Origin of the sequence: Brevibacterium casei CIP 102111, assembly GCF_900169275.1 — a bacterium.
GTDB lineage: Bacteria > Actinomycetota > Actinomycetes > Actinomycetales > Brevibacteriaceae > Brevibacterium > Brevibacterium casei.
On sequence record NZ_FXZC01000001.1, the window covers coordinates 617,925 to 634,016 of the forward strand.

A 16,092-nucleotide genomic window follows, 5' to 3' on the forward strand; every position below is an offset into this window, starting at 1 on the left:
CGTGGGCACAGTGGAGAGCATCGACGGGGGCCGCACCCGTTCTGCGGCCGACCGGCGGAGAGGAGACGGAATGCCCGGACGCGACACCGACGCGGACTCGAGCGTCTACGCGCGGATCAAGGCGATGATCCTCGACGGCACAGTGCCGCCGGGGGAGAGGATCACGATCGACCGGATGGCCCGGGAGCTCGGGGTGTCCCAGACCCCGGTGCGGGAGGCGATGCAGCGTCTCGAGGGTGACAAGCTCGTCCGGACCAGGCAGCCGCGTGGCTATGCGACGACCCCGCTGCTCACCCGACGCGACCTCGAGATGATGATCGAGGTCCGCCTCCTCATCGAACCGTGGGCGGCGCGGATGGTCGCCGTCGACCGGGCGTCCAACCCGGGGCGGGAGCTGCTCACCGAAGTCGAGTCGTTCGCCGCCGACCCGGACGGGAGCGACTGGAAGCAGGAGCTGTTCCAGCACGACTCGCGCTTCCACCTCCGCATCCTCGAGGCGACCGGCAACACGTTCCTCCTCGACGCGTATCGGCAGATGCGACCGCACCTCCATCTCTTCCGCCTCTACCCCGGCGATCCGCACGGCATCGACACCTCGCACGAGCACGGCGAGATCGCCCGCGCGATCGCGGAGTGCGATCCCGATGCCGCCGAGGCCGCGATGCGCGAGCACATCCTCCACGCACTCACCCGGTTCTCCGCGAGCACGGAGGGCGGTGCGGGGTCCGACGGGGAGGCGGGGTCCGACGGAGGGCCGAGCGACGCCGGCCGGGGTTTCACCGACGCCTTCGCATCGGTGCTCGGGCGCTCGCGGGGCACCGACTCCGAGGAGGCGAGCTGATCATGCGCCTCTCCGTCGACTCGCTCCGCACCTTCGCCGCAGACGCCCTGGCCTCGTGCGGTGTCCCGGACACCGATGCCTCGCTCACGGCCCGCTCCCTCGTCCAAGCCGACCAGCGCGGCATCGCCTCGCACGGCCTGCTGCGCCTGCCGCTCTACGTCCGTGCCCTCGAATCCGGCGGCATCGCCCCGAGACCGGAGCTCGCCTTCGTCCGGGACACCGGGGCGACCGCGGTGCTCGACGGCGGCAGCGGACTCGGGCAGGTCGTCATGCAGACCGCCGTCGACTGGTCACTCGACCGCACACGGATGCACGGCGTGAGTGCGATCGCGGTGGAGAACTCGAGTCATTACGGGGCGGGTGCGTTCTGGACCGATCAACTCGCAGCCGCCGGACTCTTCGCCGTCCTCACCTCGACGACGGGTCCGACCGTCGCCGTCCACGGCGGCAGCGCGAAGGTCATCGGCACGAACCCGCTGACGATGACCGCCCCGAGCGCCGGTGAGGACCCGATGACCCTCGATATGGCCACCTCGGCGGGGGCATTCGGCAAGGTCATCGCCGCCCGCAACGCCGGCAGGCCGATCCCTGCGGGCTGGGCCGTCGACGCCGAGGGCAGGGAGACGACCGACGCGGACGCCGCGGCCGCCGGGTCGCTGCTCGCCTTCGGCGGGCACAAGGGCTCCGGGCTCGCGGTCCTCCTCGAAGCCTTCGCCGGGGGCCTGAGCTCGGCGACCTTCGCGTACGAGACCCAGGACATCTGGGACAACCCCGCCTCGGAGATGAACAACGGGCACCTGCTCATCGCCCTCGACTCCGCCGCCTTCAACGGCCGCACCACCGCCGAGGCGAAGGTGAGCGCCCTGGGAACCGCGATCGGTGCCTCCGGGGACGGGGTGCGGCTGCCCGGGGAGATCGAGTACGCGAACGAGGAGCGCAGCGCCGACGCGCTCGACCTCGAGGATTCGACCGCCGAGGCGCTGCTGAGGGTGGCCGACGACCTCGGGCTTCCTCGGCCGCAGTGAGCCTCCGGGCGTGAAACTCGGTGAGAGGAGTGCGCACCCCTTGACCGGCGTTCAGACACGAGGACTACACTGCACACACGATGAATGAGCGCCCGTTCCACCGCCCCGTCCCGCTCGCCGACCTCGAATCGGTGAGCAGCCTGACCGACCCCGTCACCCGGTCGGAGACCTCGCACGCCACGGCGGCCCTCCTCCTCGGCGACGCCCGCGGCAACCGTGACGAAGCCGCGACCAGGCGCTTCGTCGAACTCGCCGACGACATCGGCCTCGAGGTCATCGCCGAGATGTGGTCGGCTGCCCCTGCCGTCTCCGCGCCCGGCGCGCTCTGGCGCCTCTACGCCCTGCGCGAGTGGATCGTCACCTCACCCCGTGAGGTCGCTGACCTCTTCGACCTCGGACGACGGCGCACGACCGAGGGCATCGGCGTGACCGAGATCCTGGCCGGGGTCGAGAATCCGGTCGGACCCGACGAGGTGGCCCGTGCGATCGACGAGATCCTCGCCGGCGCCTTCCGCGGCGACGTCATCATCGCCCTGCTCCGGGCTGCCGCCTTCGTCGGCATCTGCGCTGCCGGGGCCGACAGCGAGGACACGCGCACCCGCCTGCAGCAGCTCTCGAAGGACCTCGGCGACGCCGCGATGGTCCACCGCAACGAAGGTCTGAGCTGACCCGCGCGACCGCTGCGGAACACGGGCACTGAACCCCGCCTCGGCGAGGGAGGACAAGGAACCGCACGCCCGCCTCGGCGAAGGCACCGGCCCCGATCCGGGTTGGGTGGACGCACGGGGCGGACGATCGTCGGCTGTGAGATTTTTCAAGCCGGAGTTCGCCGTACCGGGGTAGACGCACAGTGTGGAAGCGGTATCGTGGAAGACGGCCCTCGTGGCCACCGGACGTTGGATCGCTGAAGCCCCGGGCTCCAACCTCAGCCGCTTCGAGCGGCCTATCGCCGAGAGGCGCTCTCGGTTCAGCGTCCGGTTCACACACTCGACAGAGGAATATCGGCGCGAATTGCACATGCGTCCGGCGGTGTCCGGGCCCCGGGCAGGAGGAAACGCATGCGGCTCAGACGGGTACCGCAGGACACCGTGTTCTACGAGCGGATGTCCGATCTCGTCGGACAGATGCGGCAGTGCAATCTCGTGCTCGCCGAACTCTCGGGCATCGAACTCACCGAACGCCGGCAGGTCGCCGACCGGCTGCGTGAGATCGGCGACCACGCCGATGCGGACATGGGAGCCGTGCTGCGGGCCCTGCGGGAGAACTACATCACCCCCTTCGACCGCTACGACCTCTACCTCCTCTGCCATCACATGCGCGACATCTGCCATCGCCTCCACGGCGTCGGCTACGTCCTCGCCTCCGAAGCCTTCGACCCCCTGCCCTCCGGCGTCCTCGAGACGCTCGCGGTCCTGTCCAACCAGACCGACCACACGGCGCGGATGGTCTCGAAGCTGCCGGGCAAGGTCGACCAGTGGGACTACGTCGACACGATCAACCGGCTCACCCACCAGGTCGAGACCCTCCAGTGGCGGATGTCCGACGCGGTGCCCAACTCGAAGCGCGGACTGACGTACATGGCCGCGGTCTCCCAGCTCGGCCAGGCCTTCGTCCGTGCCGCCCACAGCTTCACCGAACTCGGCAAGGTCGTTGCCTCGATCGCGATCAAGGAATCCTGATCCGTGGAGCTGCTCATGGCGGGAGTCATCGTCGCCGCGGTGCTCTTCGCCGGATCGAACGGGTTCCATGACGCGGCGCTGACCATCGGCAACGCCGTGGTCGGGCGCGCGCTCAGCCCGAAGTGGGCGCTCGGACTCGCCGTCGTCTTCAACTTCATCGGTGCCCTGCTCGGCGAGGGCATCGCGATCGTCGTGGCCAACCAGATCATCAGGTTCGCAGGCATGCCGACAGACGTCATCCTCACATGCATCATCATCGCCTTCGTCTCCGCGACGGCATGGAGCCTGTTCACGTACTGGCTCGCGCTGCCGGTGTCGTCGACGCACTGCCTCATCGGCGGCCTCCTCGGGGCGGGCCTCACCCTCGGGTTCACCCTCGACAGCGCCGAGTTCTTCGACTCCGTCATCCTGCCGCTGCTCATCTCGCCGGTGCTCGGATTCCTCCTGGCCTGGGGTCTGACGCTCCTCTTCTCGAAGCTCTTCGCCTCGACCCCGCCGAAGCCGCTCTTCCGCGGGGCGCGGATGGTCGACGCGGTCCTCACCGCCTCGCTCTCCCTCGTCCACGGCATCCAGGATGCGCAGAAGACCGCGGCGCTCGTCATGGTCGCCATCCTCGCCGTCGATACGGTCAAGCACAGCGAACTCGCCGTCGTCGAGATCTCCTGGCCGGTGCGCATCCTCATCGCCCTGGCGCTGGCCGCCGGGACCGGGCTGAGCGGATGGCGGGTCGTGCGCACGCTGTCGGTGCGGATGGCACGCCTCGACCCGGTCAAGACCGCGATCGCCGACGCCACCGCCTCGGTGCTCATGTACGCAGCCGCCCTCGTCATGCGGGTGCCCGTGTCGCTCACCTTCGTCCTCGGGTCGGCGATCCTCGGCACGCAGTACGCGGGCCGGAAGGGCTACCCGCGGGCCCGGTACATCGTCCCGATGGTCGCCGGCTGGCTGCTGACGATCCCCGCCGCGGCGCTGCTCGCCGTGGGCATCGGCCTCGTCGTCCGCGCCGTCGCGGCCTGAGGCAGCTGCGAGCCCCCTCAACCTCGAGGGGACCACTGCGCGGCGAGGGGACGATTTCTAGCTGGTCCGCTCGCCCCGGAGGAGTCCCCTCGGCGCAGCGGCGCTCTCTGCGAGCACCACCTCGCCGAGGCTGAACCCGGCGTTCTGTGGGGAACCGGGAGCCGCCTCGGCGAGGCTGGGGATGCCGGGGAAGGGGACTGTCAGTCGACCTTGGCTCTGCGGCCGAGGACGACGCCGGCACCGATCATGGCCACGGACAGGACGAAGTGGAGCCAGTTGTCCGCGGTGTTGAGGGGGACGAAGTTGCCCATCGAGTCCATGGGGATGACGAGCCCGTAGATCCACAGCACGGCGTAGACGATGCCGCCGACGATGAGGTACCCCTTCGCGAGGGCACGGGAGCGCAGGGCGAGGAGTCCGACGATGCCGAAGAGCAGGTGGACGATGTTGTGGAGCACCGAGACCTGGAAGATTCCGAGCAGAGCGGCCTCGGAGTGGTGTCCGGCGAACATCAGCGTGTCGTAGTTCTGCGTGATTCCCGGAACGAACCCGAGGATCCCGACGAGGAGGAAGACGGCCCCGAAGATCCCGGCGACGATCTGGACGGCGCTGCGGGTCGAGCGTGCAGTCGCGTGTGCGTGGGAGGCGGTCATGACGATCCCTTTCTGCTTCGGCGTGGTTCGTCTGTCGTGGTTCGTCTGTCAGAGGGGATTCGGAGCCGGGCTCCGTTCGGATGGGTCGGACTTCCGATGAAGTGTGCACGCCGGTGGTGCCGGTCGCCTTTCCGAGGAAGATCGGGTTCGATCCTGGGCCGGATTTCGGACCGGATCCTCCTCCGGGACCCGAGGCGCACGGAGTTCGAGGCGCAGGTGCGCGCACGGGCAGCGCTGGGTGCGTGGTGCGCGCTCGCAGGAACGCAGGCAAGCGCAACGCCGGACCGGGCACGAAGCCCGATCCGGCGTTGCGCGAGACGTGGAGCCGCAGCTCGGGACGGCGGACCGCCCCTACGCTGTGTGCCCGGTGATCACCCGAAGCGACCGGAGATGTAGTTCTCGGTCTCTTCCTTCGTCGGGTTGGAGAAGATCGTCGAGGTGTCGTCGAACTCGATGAGCTTGCCCGGCTTGCCGGTGCCGGCGATGTTGAAGAACGCGGTCTTGTCGGACACACGGGCGGCCTGCTGCATGTTGTGCGTGACGATGACGACCGTGTACTTGTCCTTGAGGTCGTTGATGAGGTCCTCGATCGCCAGCGTCGAGATCGGGTCGAGTGCCGAACACGGCTCGTCCATAAGGATGACCTCGGGCTCGACAGCGATCGCGCGGGCGATGCACAGACGCTGCTGCTGACCGCCGGAGAGCCCCGAACCGGGCAGGTTGAGACGGTCCTTGACCTCGTTCCAGAGGTTCGCGCCCTTGAGCGCGCGCTCGGCGAGGTCGTCGGCCTCGGACTTCGGGAGGCGGCGGTTGTTCAGACGCACGCCGGCGAGCACGTTCTCCTTGATGCTCATGGTCGGGAACGGGTTTGCCCGCTGGAAGACCATGCCCACGTCGCGGCGGACGTTGACCGGGTCGACGCCCGCGCCGTAGATGTTGTCTCCGTCCATGAGGACCTCACCCTGGACGCTCGCGCCCGGGATGACCTCGTGCATGCGGTTGAGCGTGCGCAGCACGGTCGACTTGCCGCAGCCGGAGGGACCGATGAACGCGGTGACCGACCGCGGCTTGATGTGCATGTTGACGCCGTCGACGGCCTGGAAGTCGCCGTAGAAGATGTCGAGATCCTTGATGTCGATCTGCTTTGACATGGTGTGTCCTTGTCCTTCGGAGTCAGAGGTGCGGTAGCTGGGAGGGGGCTGCGATCCCCGCCGAGGCGGTGGAGGCGGGGATCATCGTCCGGCCTTGGGTGCGAGGACCTTCGCGATGATGCGGGCCAGGAGGTTGAGCAGCATGACGAGGATGACGAGGACGAGGGCCGCGGCCCACGCACGCTCGGAGCTCGCCAGCGCTGCCTCACCGGGAGAGACCGGCCGCAGCTGCGAATCGTAGATGTAGGTCGGCAGGGTCGACATCCAGCCGGAGAAGAGGTTCCAGTTGAGCGTCTTCGCGAAGCCGGCGGTGACCATGATCGGCGCCGTCTCGCCGATGACGCGGGCGATCGCGATCGTCACACCCGAGAGGATGCCGGAGATCGCGGTCGGGAGGACGATCTTGACGATCGTCTTCCACTTCGGCACGCCGAGGGCGTAGGAGGCTTCGCGCAGATCCATCGGGACGAGGCGGAGGATCTCCTCGGTGTTGCGCACGACGATGGGGATCATGAGCACCGAGAGCGCGACCGCCGCGGTGAAGCCGGTCTTCGCGCTGCCGACCGCGTCGGGCATGACGAGCCCGAGGATCGTCGAGAACAGGGCGAAGGCGAAGAGACCGGCGACGATCGACGGGATGCCCGTCATGACGTCGACGAGGAAGGTGATCGCCTTGCCGAGCTTGTTGTTGCCGGCGTACTCGACGAGGTAGATCGCTGCGAGCACGCCGATCGGGATCGAGATGGCACACGCGGCGAACGTGATGAGCACGGTGCCGACGATCGCGTGGTAGAAGCCGCCGGCCAGGGAGGCCTCACCCGCGACGTACTGCTGGTCGAGGACGCCCTTCATGCCGAGCATCGTGCGGGTGAGGAGATCGATGTTGATCGCCGCACCGCCCTTGGACACGGTCAGCCACAGCAGCGAGATGAGCGGGACGCAGGCGAGGACGAAGGTCGAGGTGACGATCGTCGTCGCGATCCGGTCGACGGCCTTGCGTCGGCCCTCGTAGGCGCCGGAGATGACGAGCACCGCGACGAGGTTGATGATGCCCGCGAGGATCGCGGTGATCGCCAGCGAGAAGCCGCCGGTGAAGACGAAGGTGAGGCCGAAGGCGACGAGGATCGAGGCCACGGCGATGATCCACGGAGTCGCCTTGGGCAGCTGCTTCGAGGTCAGCGTACGGGTCTTGGTGGTCGCATTGTCAGAGGTCGTCAACATCATCAACTGCCCTTCACCGAGGTCTTGGCAACAATTGCGCGCGCCGCCATGTTCACCAGCAGGGTGATGACGAAGAGGACGAGGCCGATCGAGATGAGCTCGGAGAGCCGGAGTCCGGCCGCCTCTGGGAAGTTCTGCGCGATCTCAGAGGCGATGGTCTGGTTGCCGCTGACGACGAGGGACGCGGTGAGCAGACCGGGGGAGAGGATCATGGCCACCGCCATCGTCTCACCGAGGGCGCGGCCGAGGCCGAGCATGGTCGCCGAGGCGATGCCCGACTTGCCGAAGGGAAGGACGGCGGTGCGGATCATCTCCCAGCGGGTCGCGCCGAGCGCGAGCGCCGCTTCTTCCTGCAGACGCGGGGTCTGGAGGAAGACCTCGCGGGTGAGCGAGGTGATGATCGGCAGGATCATGATCGAGAGGACGAGGGAAGCGGTGAGCAGCGTGCGGCCGGTGTTCGAGACACCGCCGTCGGGGTCCGGGGCGAAGATGGGGATCCACCCGAACCACTTCGAGAGCCACAGGTAGAAGCCGGTGAGGTTGCCGGCCAGCGTCAGGCCCCAGAGGCCGTAGACGACGGAGGGGATCGCGGCGAGGAGGTCGATGACGTATCCGAGCGCAGGGGCGAGCCTGCGCGGCGCCATGTGCGTCGTGAACAGGGCGATGCCGAGGGCGAACGGGGTGGCGACGACGAGGGCGATCGCCGAGGAGACGAGCGTGCCGATGATGAGCGGCCAGACGTAGGCGAAGAAGCCGCGGCCGCCGGTGATCGAGCTCGGATCGGAGATCTGCGCCTCGATGGTGTCGCTCGACTGGGCGAGGAGGAAGAGGGCGACACCGGCCAGCGTGAGCAGGATGAGGATCCCTGCGAGAAGGGTCGCGGTGGAGAAGATCCGGTCGCCGGGCCGGACGACCGCCTTCGGCGCCCGACTCGGGGCGGCCTCAGCGCTCGGCTGAGGTGCGCCGGCGGGGCCGGTCTCAGTGGTTTGCGTGCTGGTCGGCACTGGTGCTCCTCAAGTGACGAGTGGGGATCGTGGTGCGGGGATCCTGGGCACCGAAGAGCGGCGTAGCGCGAGCTACGCCGCTCTTCGACTGTACAGTGTTCCAGATCAAAGCGTCAGCTTCAGCCGGAGACCTTGATGGAATCGATGACGGTGTTGATCTGCGAGCGCAGGTCCTCGGAGATCGGGGCGGAACCGGCCGATTCGGCAGCCGAGGCCTGGCCCTCCTCCGAGACGACGTACTTCTCCCAGGCCTTGACCATGTCGACCGTGTTCTGGTCGGAGTACGACGAGCACACGATGTGGTAGGAGACGAGGACGATCGGGTAGGCGCCCGACTCGGTGGTGTCGCGGGCGAGGTCGAAGGCGAGGTCGCCTTCGCCGCGTCCCTCGACCGTGGTCGAGGCGTCGAGGACCTTCGTCGCGGCCTCAGGCGAGAGCTCGACGAACTCGTCGCCGACCTTGACCTTGGCGGTGCCGAGCGAGCCGACGGCCGAGGCGTCGGCGTAGCCGATCGCACCGTTGGTGTCGGTCACGGTCTGGACGACGCCGTCGGTGCCCTGTGCGGCCTCGCCGCCGTAGTTCTTCGGGAAGTTGCCGTCCGGCTCCTCGTCCCAGACGTCGCCAGCGGTCGCCTTGAGGTACTCGGTGAAGTTCTCGGTCGTGCCCGAGTCGTCGGCGCGGTGGACGGCGGTGATCTTGAGATCGGGAAGCTTGGCGTCGGGGTTGTCGGCCGCGATCTTCTCGTCGTTCCAGTTCGTGATCTCGCCCTTGAAGATCCCGGCGATCGTCTGCGGGGAGAGGTTGAGCGAGTCGACGCCTTCGACGTTGAACGCGACGGCGATCGGGGAGATGTAGACGGGGAACTCGTAGGCGCCGTCGGGTCCGCAGACCTCCTTGGCCTTCGCAGCCTCTTCGTCGTCGAGGTAGGCGTCCGAGCCGGCGAACTGCGCGTTGCCGGCGAGGAACTGCTCGCGTCCCGCACCCGAACCGTCAGGCGAGTAGTTGACGGTCACGCCGGAGTTCGCCGAGGTGAAGTCCGCGGTCCAGGCGTCCATGGCGGCCTTCTGCGAGGAGGCGCCGATGCCGGTGAGGGTGCCCTGCAGGTCGCTTTCACCGCCGCCGCTGACGTCCTCGCCGGTGGCGGAGGCTCCGCCGCAGGCCGACAGGGTGAGCGCGCCGACTGCGAGGAGAGCAGCGGAGGGGGCAAGATGCTTCAGCTTCACGAAGTTGCCTTTCTGATTGAGCACACGTTTTCGAGCGATCTCGATCGTTCGTCCTCCACGCTAAGGAGGATGTGTAAAGGCTGGGGTCTCGCTCAGTGAATGGAAGGTGAATGGATGCTGAAGGATTGGGAGACCGCTGAGTGCTCCATCACAGGGGGTGGGGGTTCCGTGAGACGATCGACGCCGAGGCGGGTGTGCCTACGCGTCGATGGGGCGGAACCGTTCGACCTCGACGATGCGGGCGATCGTTCCCGGACGCACGTAGGCGACGAGGATCTCCCCGGGTTTGAGGTAGGGGTCCTCGGTCGGCAGCTTCTCGGCGATGCGCTTCGGGGCGTGGGCGGCGAAGACCTTGAGCACGGTCGGCACGACCGGTCGGTGCGTGCAGAACGCTGTGGGCTTGCCCTTGTCGAGGAGCTTCTCGATGCAGCGGGCGGTCTTGTCGGGGTTTGCCGCCGTCGCCTTCTCACTCAGTGCCGCGACCTTCTTGATCGACTTGCCGGTGGCCGCGGAGAACGGGGCCAGCGTCGCCACGCACCGCTTCCACGGGCTCGAGACGAGCTTCTTGACCTCCCACGCCGCGAGCAGACCGGTGAGTGCCATCGCCTGCCGTGTGCCCAGCGCCAGCAGCGGGCGCACATGCTCCGTCTCGTACCACTTCGCCCGCGGGAACGCCTTGCCGTGGCGGACGAGGATGAGCGGCCACGCCCGCAGGGCATCGGTCTCGTCGTACTTCTCGAGCGCGTCGAGCTGGTCCCGGTCGGCGTAGGAGGTCAGCTTCGTCCGCGCCTCGGCGATCGGCAGCCACACGGCTTCGTCGACCTCCCGCGGGTTGTGCGGGGCGAACGTCGCCTCGCCCCTGACCTCGGCGGACCAGTAGAAGACCTTCTTGAGGTTCTTGCCGCCGACCATGTACTCGGCCGTCGGCAGGGGCACGCCGAGGTGGACGTCGAACCCCGTCTCCTCCCTGACCTCGCGGATCGCCGCCTCCGGCAGCGTCTCCCCGGGTTCGACCTTGCCCTTGGGCCACGACCAGTCGTTGTAGCGGGGACGGTGGATGAGGGCGACTTCGATGCCCTCGGCCCCGTTGCGCCAGCACACGGCGCCGGCGGCGAGGATGTCGGCGGTGACCCGCGATGACGCCTGTGCGGATGCGACCGTCGAGGGACTCACGCGTCCTCTCCGATCAGACGCCGCTTCCGATGCCGGCGGATGAGCTCGGACTGGTAGTCGGTGAGATCCTCGCCGTCGGGTCCGTGGAGCATCCGCGTCCACGTTCCGTCCCCGGAGAGCTCGAACGCCGAGGTGGTGTCGGCGAACGCGAGGTCGAAGAGTTCGATGATCTCGGCCTTGTGGTTGGGCGCTGAGAGCTCGATGAGGGTCTCGACGCGGCGGTCGAGGTTGCGGTGCATCATATCGGCCGAGCCGATGTAGACGATCGGGTCGCCGGCGTTGCCGAAGACGAACGCGCGCGAGTGCTCGAGGAAGCGCCCGAGCACCGAGCGGACCTTGATGTTCTCGCTCAGCCCGGGGATGCCCGGCCGCAGGGCGCAGATGCCGCGGACGAAGACCTCGACCTTCACCCCGGCGCGCGAGGCCCGGTAGAGGGCGTCGATGATGCCCTCGTCGACGATCGAGTTGACCTTGATCCGCACGCAGCCCTCACCGCCCGCCTCGGCGATCGCGATCTCCTTGTCGATGAGTTCGATGAGGCCCGCGCGCACCCGGGTGGGGGCGACGAGAAGGCGCGAGTACTCGGCGCGTGGGGCATAGCCGGAGAGCTGGTTGAACAGCTTCGTGAGGTCGTCGGCGACGGCCTTGTCCTTCGTCAGCAGCCCGAAGTCCTCGTAGAGGCGAGCGGTCTTCGGGTGGTAGTTGCCGGTGCCGACGTGGCAGTAGCGGGCGAGTCCCTCGGCCTCCTGACGAACGACGAGGGAGAGTTTGGCATGGGTTTTCAGCCCGACGATGCCGTAGACGACGTGGACGCCGGCGCGTTCGAGCTTGCGCGCCCACGTGATGTTGGCCTCCTCGTCGAAGCGGGCCTTGATCTCGACGACGGCGAGGACCTGGATGCCCGACTGCGCGGCGTCGACGAGGGCGTCGATGATCGGGGAGTCCCCGGATGTGCGGTAGAGCGTCTGCTTGATCGCGAGCACGTTCTTGTCGTTCGCCGCCTGCTCGAGGAAGGCCTGGACGCTCGTGGAGAACGAGTCGTAGGGGTGGTGGAGGAGGATGTCGCGGCTGGAGACGGCGGCGAACACGTCGACCTGGTCGCTCGACTCCCGCAGCGAGAGGTCCTTGTTCATCTGCGGGACCATCTTCGGGAAATGGAGGTCGTCGCGGGGCACGTCGGCGATGTCGGCCATGCCGGAGAGGTCGAGCGGCGTCGGCAGCTGGTAGATCTCGGACTCGTCGATGCCGAGTTCGTCCTTGAGCATCTCGCGGACCCGGGGGTGGATGTCCTCGGTGATCTCGACGCGCACGGCCGGGCCGAAGCGCCGGCGCAGCAGCTCCTTCTCGAGCGCTTTGAGGAGGTTCTCCGCGTCGTCCTCCTCGACTTCGAGGTCTTCGTTGCGGGTGACGCGGAACGTCGAGTGGTGGATGACCTCCATGCCGTCGAAGAGGGCGTCGAGGTGGGCGGCGATGATGTCCTCGAGTGCGACGAAGCGGGCGGGGACGTCGCGACCGGCGGGACGGTCGGTCGCCTCGGCGACGTTGAAGAACCGGGGCAGGCGCGGGGGCACCTTGACCCGGGCGAAGAGCTCCTTGCCCGAGTCGGGGTAGCGCAGGAGCACGCCGAGGTTGAGCGAGAGCCCGGAGATGTAGGGGAACGGGTGGGCCGGGTCGACGGCGAGCGGGGTGAGCACGGGGAAGACGTGGTCGGTGAAGAACTCGTCGACGCGGGCGCGCTCCCCGCTCGTGAGGTCGTCCATCGAGACCTTCGTGATCGCCTCGGCGTCGAGCTGGGGACCGATGACGGTCTTGAGCAGCTCCGCGTGGCGGGACATGAGCTCGTGCGCGCGGACGCTGATGGCGTGCATGACCTGCAGCGGCATCCGGCCGGTCACGGTCGGCACGGCGAGACCGGTGTTGATGCGGCGCTTGAGGCCGGCGACGCGGACCATGAAGAACTCGTCGAGGTTGGAGGCGAAGATCGAGAGGAAGCGGACCCGCTCGAGCAGCGGCATCTCCGGGTCGGAGGCGAGGTCGAGGACGCGCTCGTTGAACGCGAGCCAGCTGAGCTCGCGGTCGAGGAATCGGTCGGCGGGATCGGGCAGGTCGAGCTCACGCCCGACTGCGATGACGTCGTACATCGATCACTCCTGAGTGCTGTGGGTCGGGGAAGCCGGCGCGTAGGACACGTGCGCCACCGCGACGTGGAAGCCCAGTCGCTCGTACAAGCCTAGCGCCGCGGCGTTGTCCGACTCGACGTAGAGTTCGATCGCCGTCGCGCCCGCCGCGACCATCCGCCGCATCCCCTCGACGGTCAGTGCCCTGCCCACGCCCCCTGCGTGGGCGCTGGGATCGACTCCGACGACGTAGACCTCGCCGAGGCGGCCGCCGGCACCCTGGTCCGTGAGCTTCGTCTCGTGGAAGCCGATGATCTCGCCGGCGCCGTTCGGCTGTAGGCTCTCGCCGTCACTGTTCGGCTGCTGGGTCTCGCCGTCGCGGACGGCGAGGATGACGCTGTCCGGGTCGAAGCCGTCGGCGCCGACGATGGCGTCGATGTCGTCCAGGGTCTGGCTGCCCTGCTCGGGGTGCCAGTCGAAGGCGGCATTGTTCACCCGCAGCCACCCCGCTTCGTCACCGGGGGCGAACGAGCGCAGGGACACGCCCTTGGGCGCGGTCGCCTCGGGGAGGTCGGCGAGGGTGAGGCCTGAGTCGGTGCGCATCTGATAGAGGACGCGGTCGCGGCCCAGGCCGTGCTTCTGCGCGAGACGGCGGGCGGCGGGGGAGTCGCCGTGCGACCAGCACCATGCCTCGGGCTGCTCGGTGAGGATCGTCTTCAGCAGCGTCTCGCCGAAGCCGTGTCCGCGGTGGTCGGGGTCGATGAGGAACTCGGCGGCGTGCCTCTCGCCCTGGAGGGCGCGGATGCCGAAGCCGATGAGGGTCGGGCTGTCAGTCGAGTCGTCGTCGGCGTAGACGCGCCACACGCTCGAAGCCGTCTGGGCGTCGTGGCTCTCATCCTCACCGCGGGCGATCGCGAGCAGTCCTCCCGAGATCTCGGGCGCCCCGTCGACATCGGCCACTCGGTCGAGGAAGTCCAGCTCCGCCTCGGTGAGGGTGTCGATCGGGGTGCCGGTCACGGCCCCGGACGCGGCGATTCTCATGCGCTGATCTCCTCGCTGTCGGGATGGCGGGATGGGGTGCCTGTGGTCGGGGCGGCATCGCTCGACCCGGCGGCGGGGGAGCCGGCGTCGCTCGAGCCGGCGGAGGAGCCGGGGTCGCTCTCCTCGTCGTCGTCCTCACCGGCGGTGTCGGGGCTGAACCGGTAGCCGACGTTGCGGACCGTGTGGATCGCGTTCTCGAGGTCCTTGCCGAGCTTCGCCCGCAGGCGCCTGACGTGGACGTCGACGGTTCGGGTGCCTCCGTAGTAGTCATCGCCCCACACGCCGAGGAGGATCTCGTCGCGGGTGAAGACCCGCTCCGGGTGCATCGCGAAGAACTTGAGCAGCGAGAACTCGCGGTAGGTGAGGTCGAGGGGACGCCCGCCGAGGTCGGCGGTGAACGAGGTCTCGTCGATGCGCAGGGCGCCGGTGACGACGACCATCGGCTCGCCGTGCTCGTTCCGACCGCTCGGGAGCAGCCCAGGGGTGGCCGGGGCCGCGCCTCGACTGCGCGCAGCACCGGCGGGGTCGCCGGCGGCGCGGAAGCGGTCACGGGCGACGCGGAGCCTCGCCTCCACCTCGGCGGGGCCGGCTGAGCTGAGGATGATGTCGGTGACGTCCCACTTCGCCGAGGCGGTCGCCAGGCCGCCTTCGCTGAGCACGACGATGATCGGCAGGCTGAGGCCGGCGGCGGCGATGACGGTGCCGACCCTCGGGGCGAGCGAGAGGTCGAGGCACGCGTCGACGACGGCGACGTCGGCGGACCCGTCGGCACCGGGAATCTCCTCGGCGGTGATGCGTTCGACCTGGTGGCCGAGGTATTCGAGGGACTGCGGGGCGAGCGGGGCGGTCCGAGCGGCGGCGGGGCAGATGTGCAGGATCCTCATGCTCTGCATGCCCCCTCATCGACGTGTGTGCGGCCTGAGGGAAAGTATATCGAGGCCGGGGACTCAGGATCGGCGGTGTTCGGCGAATCGACGGCCGGGCGCATCGCGGATGTCCGGGCGGCGTTTCGCGAATCGTCGCCGGCAGGGGCGATGAGGCACGATAGATGGGTGATCAGATGGATACGAGTAGCAGTCGCGCTGGCCCTCGCCGTCGCCCTGAGCGGGTCGGTGTACTGGGGCTACACGCTCTTCGTGATCGCGACCGGACTCATCGTCCTGGGCGTCTCATACGGGTGGCCGCGCCTCACCGACTCCCCGCAGCCGCGGGCGACCTCGATCATGCTCGCCCTCTTCGGCCTGGCCGGCCTCTTCGCCGCATGGCGTGACGATTCGGCACCCTACCTCGACTGGCTGCCCGTGCTCGCGGGGCTCGGCCTGCTGTGGACCTTCGTCCAGAACCTCACCCGCGGCATCGGTGCCTCGGACGCCGTGGCCAACGTCTCCGCGCAGGTCGCCGGTGTCGTCATCGTGCTCTCGGCGAGCACGTGGGTGGCGGCGGCGACGGTGCCCGGGGACAAGGAGGCGATCGTCGTCGGCCTCGCCGCGATCATCGCCGCCCAGTGCATGACGGCACTGCCGTGGCCGGCGATCTACACCTCCCCGCTCGCGGTCGCGATGGCGACGGCCGTCGCGGGCATCATGTCGGTGCTCATCCTCGACTCGCGGTTCACGTGGCCGATCGCGCTCATCCTCGGCGCGGTCATGGGACTCCTCGTCGCCGGAGTCGACCGGATGCTCGGTCTCATCGCCTACGCCCAGTACCAGGCGGCGAACCTCGAGCTCTCCCAGAACATCGAACTCAAGCGCAATGTCGAGAAGGCCCGCAGCTTCGCGGTCCAGCTCGCCCTCGGCGCAACCCCCATCGCCCTCGGCGGCGTCGTCGTCTACGCCCTCGAGCGCATCGCCCTCTGAGCAACCCTCCGGGCGCTCGGCAGCCGCGCGGGCGCGCACCTGCTCTCTGAGCAACCCGTCTCTCTCAGCAACCCTCCCGCGCGGTTGCCGC

Annotated in this window: 15 protein-coding genes; 6 read left to right on the plus strand and 9 right to left on the minus strand. The window is 68.7% G+C overall.

Going from position 1 to position 16,092, the window contains the following annotated elements; all coding sequences use genetic code 11:
• Positions 1-70 precede the first annotated feature (70 nt).
• The 5 genes from BC102111_RS02665 to BC102111_RS02685 all read left to right on the plus strand — a co-directional run bounded on the left by BC102111_RS02665 (position 71) and on the right by BC102111_RS02685 (position 4,562).
• On the plus strand, positions 71-841 hold the full coding sequence (locus BC102111_RS02665) for a GntR family transcriptional regulator (protein WP_101623509.1): 771 nt from the start codon (positions 71-73) through the stop codon (positions 839-841).
• Between the two features lie 2 nt (positions 842-843).
• Entirely contained in the window at positions 844-1,866 is a 1,023-nt protein-coding gene (locus BC102111_RS02670; protein ID WP_180960560.1) for an Ldh family oxidoreductase, read from the plus strand.
• Positions 1,867-1,946: 80 nt separating this feature from the next.
• Positions 1,947-2,534 carry a hypothetical protein gene (locus tag BC102111_RS02675; RefSeq protein WP_095376205.1) on the plus strand — a complete coding sequence of 196 codons (588 nt, stop codon included), beginning with the start codon at positions 1,947-1,949 and terminating at the stop codon, positions 2,532-2,534.
• Between the two features lie 390 nt (positions 2,535-2,924).
• Positions 2,925-3,545 (plus strand): DUF47 family protein, encoded by a 621-nt coding sequence (locus tag BC102111_RS02680; protein ID WP_095376206.1) that lies wholly within the window; start codon positions 2,925-2,927, stop codon positions 3,543-3,545.
• A gap of 3 nt (positions 3,546-3,548) precedes the next feature.
• The gene (locus tag BC102111_RS02685; protein WP_095376207.1) at positions 3,549-4,562 is read left to right on the plus strand and encodes an inorganic phosphate transporter; all 1,014 of its coding nucleotides are present in this window, start codon (positions 3,549-3,551) and stop codon (positions 4,560-4,562) included.
• A gap of 200 nt (positions 4,563-4,762) precedes the next feature.
• Here BC102111_RS02685 and BC102111_RS02690 read toward each other — a convergent pair whose 3' ends face one another.
• From BC102111_RS02690 to BC102111_RS02730, 9 genes are all read right to left on the minus strand, one after another.
• Complete coding sequence (locus BC102111_RS02690; RefSeq protein ID WP_095376208.1) at positions 4,763-5,215, minus strand: DUF4383 domain-containing protein; 453 nt, start codon at positions 5,213-5,215, stop codon at positions 4,763-4,765.
• Positions 5,216-5,586: 371 nt separating this feature from the next.
• On the minus strand, positions 5,587-6,366 hold the full coding sequence (gene pstB, locus BC102111_RS02695; RefSeq protein ID WP_063250724.1) for a phosphate ABC transporter ATP-binding protein PstB: 780 nt from the start codon (positions 6,364-6,366) through the stop codon (positions 5,587-5,589).
• A gap of 81 nt (positions 6,367-6,447) precedes the next feature.
• A complete protein-coding gene (gene pstA / locus BC102111_RS02700) occupies positions 6,448-7,587 on the minus strand; it encodes a phosphate ABC transporter permease PstA (protein WP_373270473.1) in 1,140 nt (379 codons plus the stop codon).
• A gap of 2 nt (positions 7,588-7,589) precedes the next feature.
• Positions 7,590-8,480, minus strand: coding sequence for a phosphate ABC transporter permease subunit PstC (gene pstC, locus BC102111_RS02705; protein WP_063250738.1), 891 nt, complete (start codon positions 8,478-8,480; stop codon positions 7,590-7,592).
• Between the two features lie 230 nt (positions 8,481-8,710).
• Entirely contained in the window at positions 8,711-9,814 is a 1,104-nt protein-coding gene (pstS, locus tag BC102111_RS02710) for a phosphate ABC transporter substrate-binding protein PstS (protein ID WP_095376302.1), read from the minus strand.
• A gap of 198 nt (positions 9,815-10,012) precedes the next feature.
• Positions 10,013-10,987, minus strand: a complete 975-nt coding sequence (locus BC102111_RS02715; protein WP_063250721.1) for an NUDIX hydrolase — start codon at positions 10,985-10,987, stop codon at positions 10,013-10,015.
• The gene (locus BC102111_RS02720; RefSeq protein WP_095376210.1) at positions 10,984-13,128 is read right to left on the minus strand and encodes an RNA degradosome polyphosphate kinase; all 2,145 of its coding nucleotides are present in this window, start codon (positions 13,126-13,128) and stop codon (positions 10,984-10,986) included. Before BC102111_RS02720 ends, BC102111_RS02715 begins: the two co-directional genes overlap by 4 nt.
• Before the next feature lie 3 nt (positions 13,129-13,131).
• Positions 13,132-14,145, minus strand: a complete 1,014-nt coding sequence (gene mshD, locus BC102111_RS02725; protein ID WP_101623510.1) for a mycothiol synthase — start codon at positions 14,143-14,145, stop codon at positions 13,132-13,134.
• Positions 14,142-15,038, minus strand: coding sequence for a winged helix-turn-helix domain-containing protein (locus BC102111_RS02730; protein WP_308297878.1), 897 nt, complete (start codon positions 15,036-15,038; stop codon positions 14,142-14,144). Before BC102111_RS02730 ends, mshD begins: the two co-directional genes overlap by 4 nt.
• 159 nt (positions 15,039-15,197) lie before the next feature.
• Here BC102111_RS02730 and BC102111_RS02735 point away from each other — a divergent pair, with 159 nt between their 5' ends.
• On the plus strand, positions 15,198-16,001 hold the full coding sequence (locus BC102111_RS02735) for a hypothetical protein (RefSeq protein WP_063250716.1): 804 nt from the start codon (positions 15,198-15,200) through the stop codon (positions 15,999-16,001).
• The last annotated feature ends 91 nt before the right edge of the window (positions 16,002-16,092 follow it).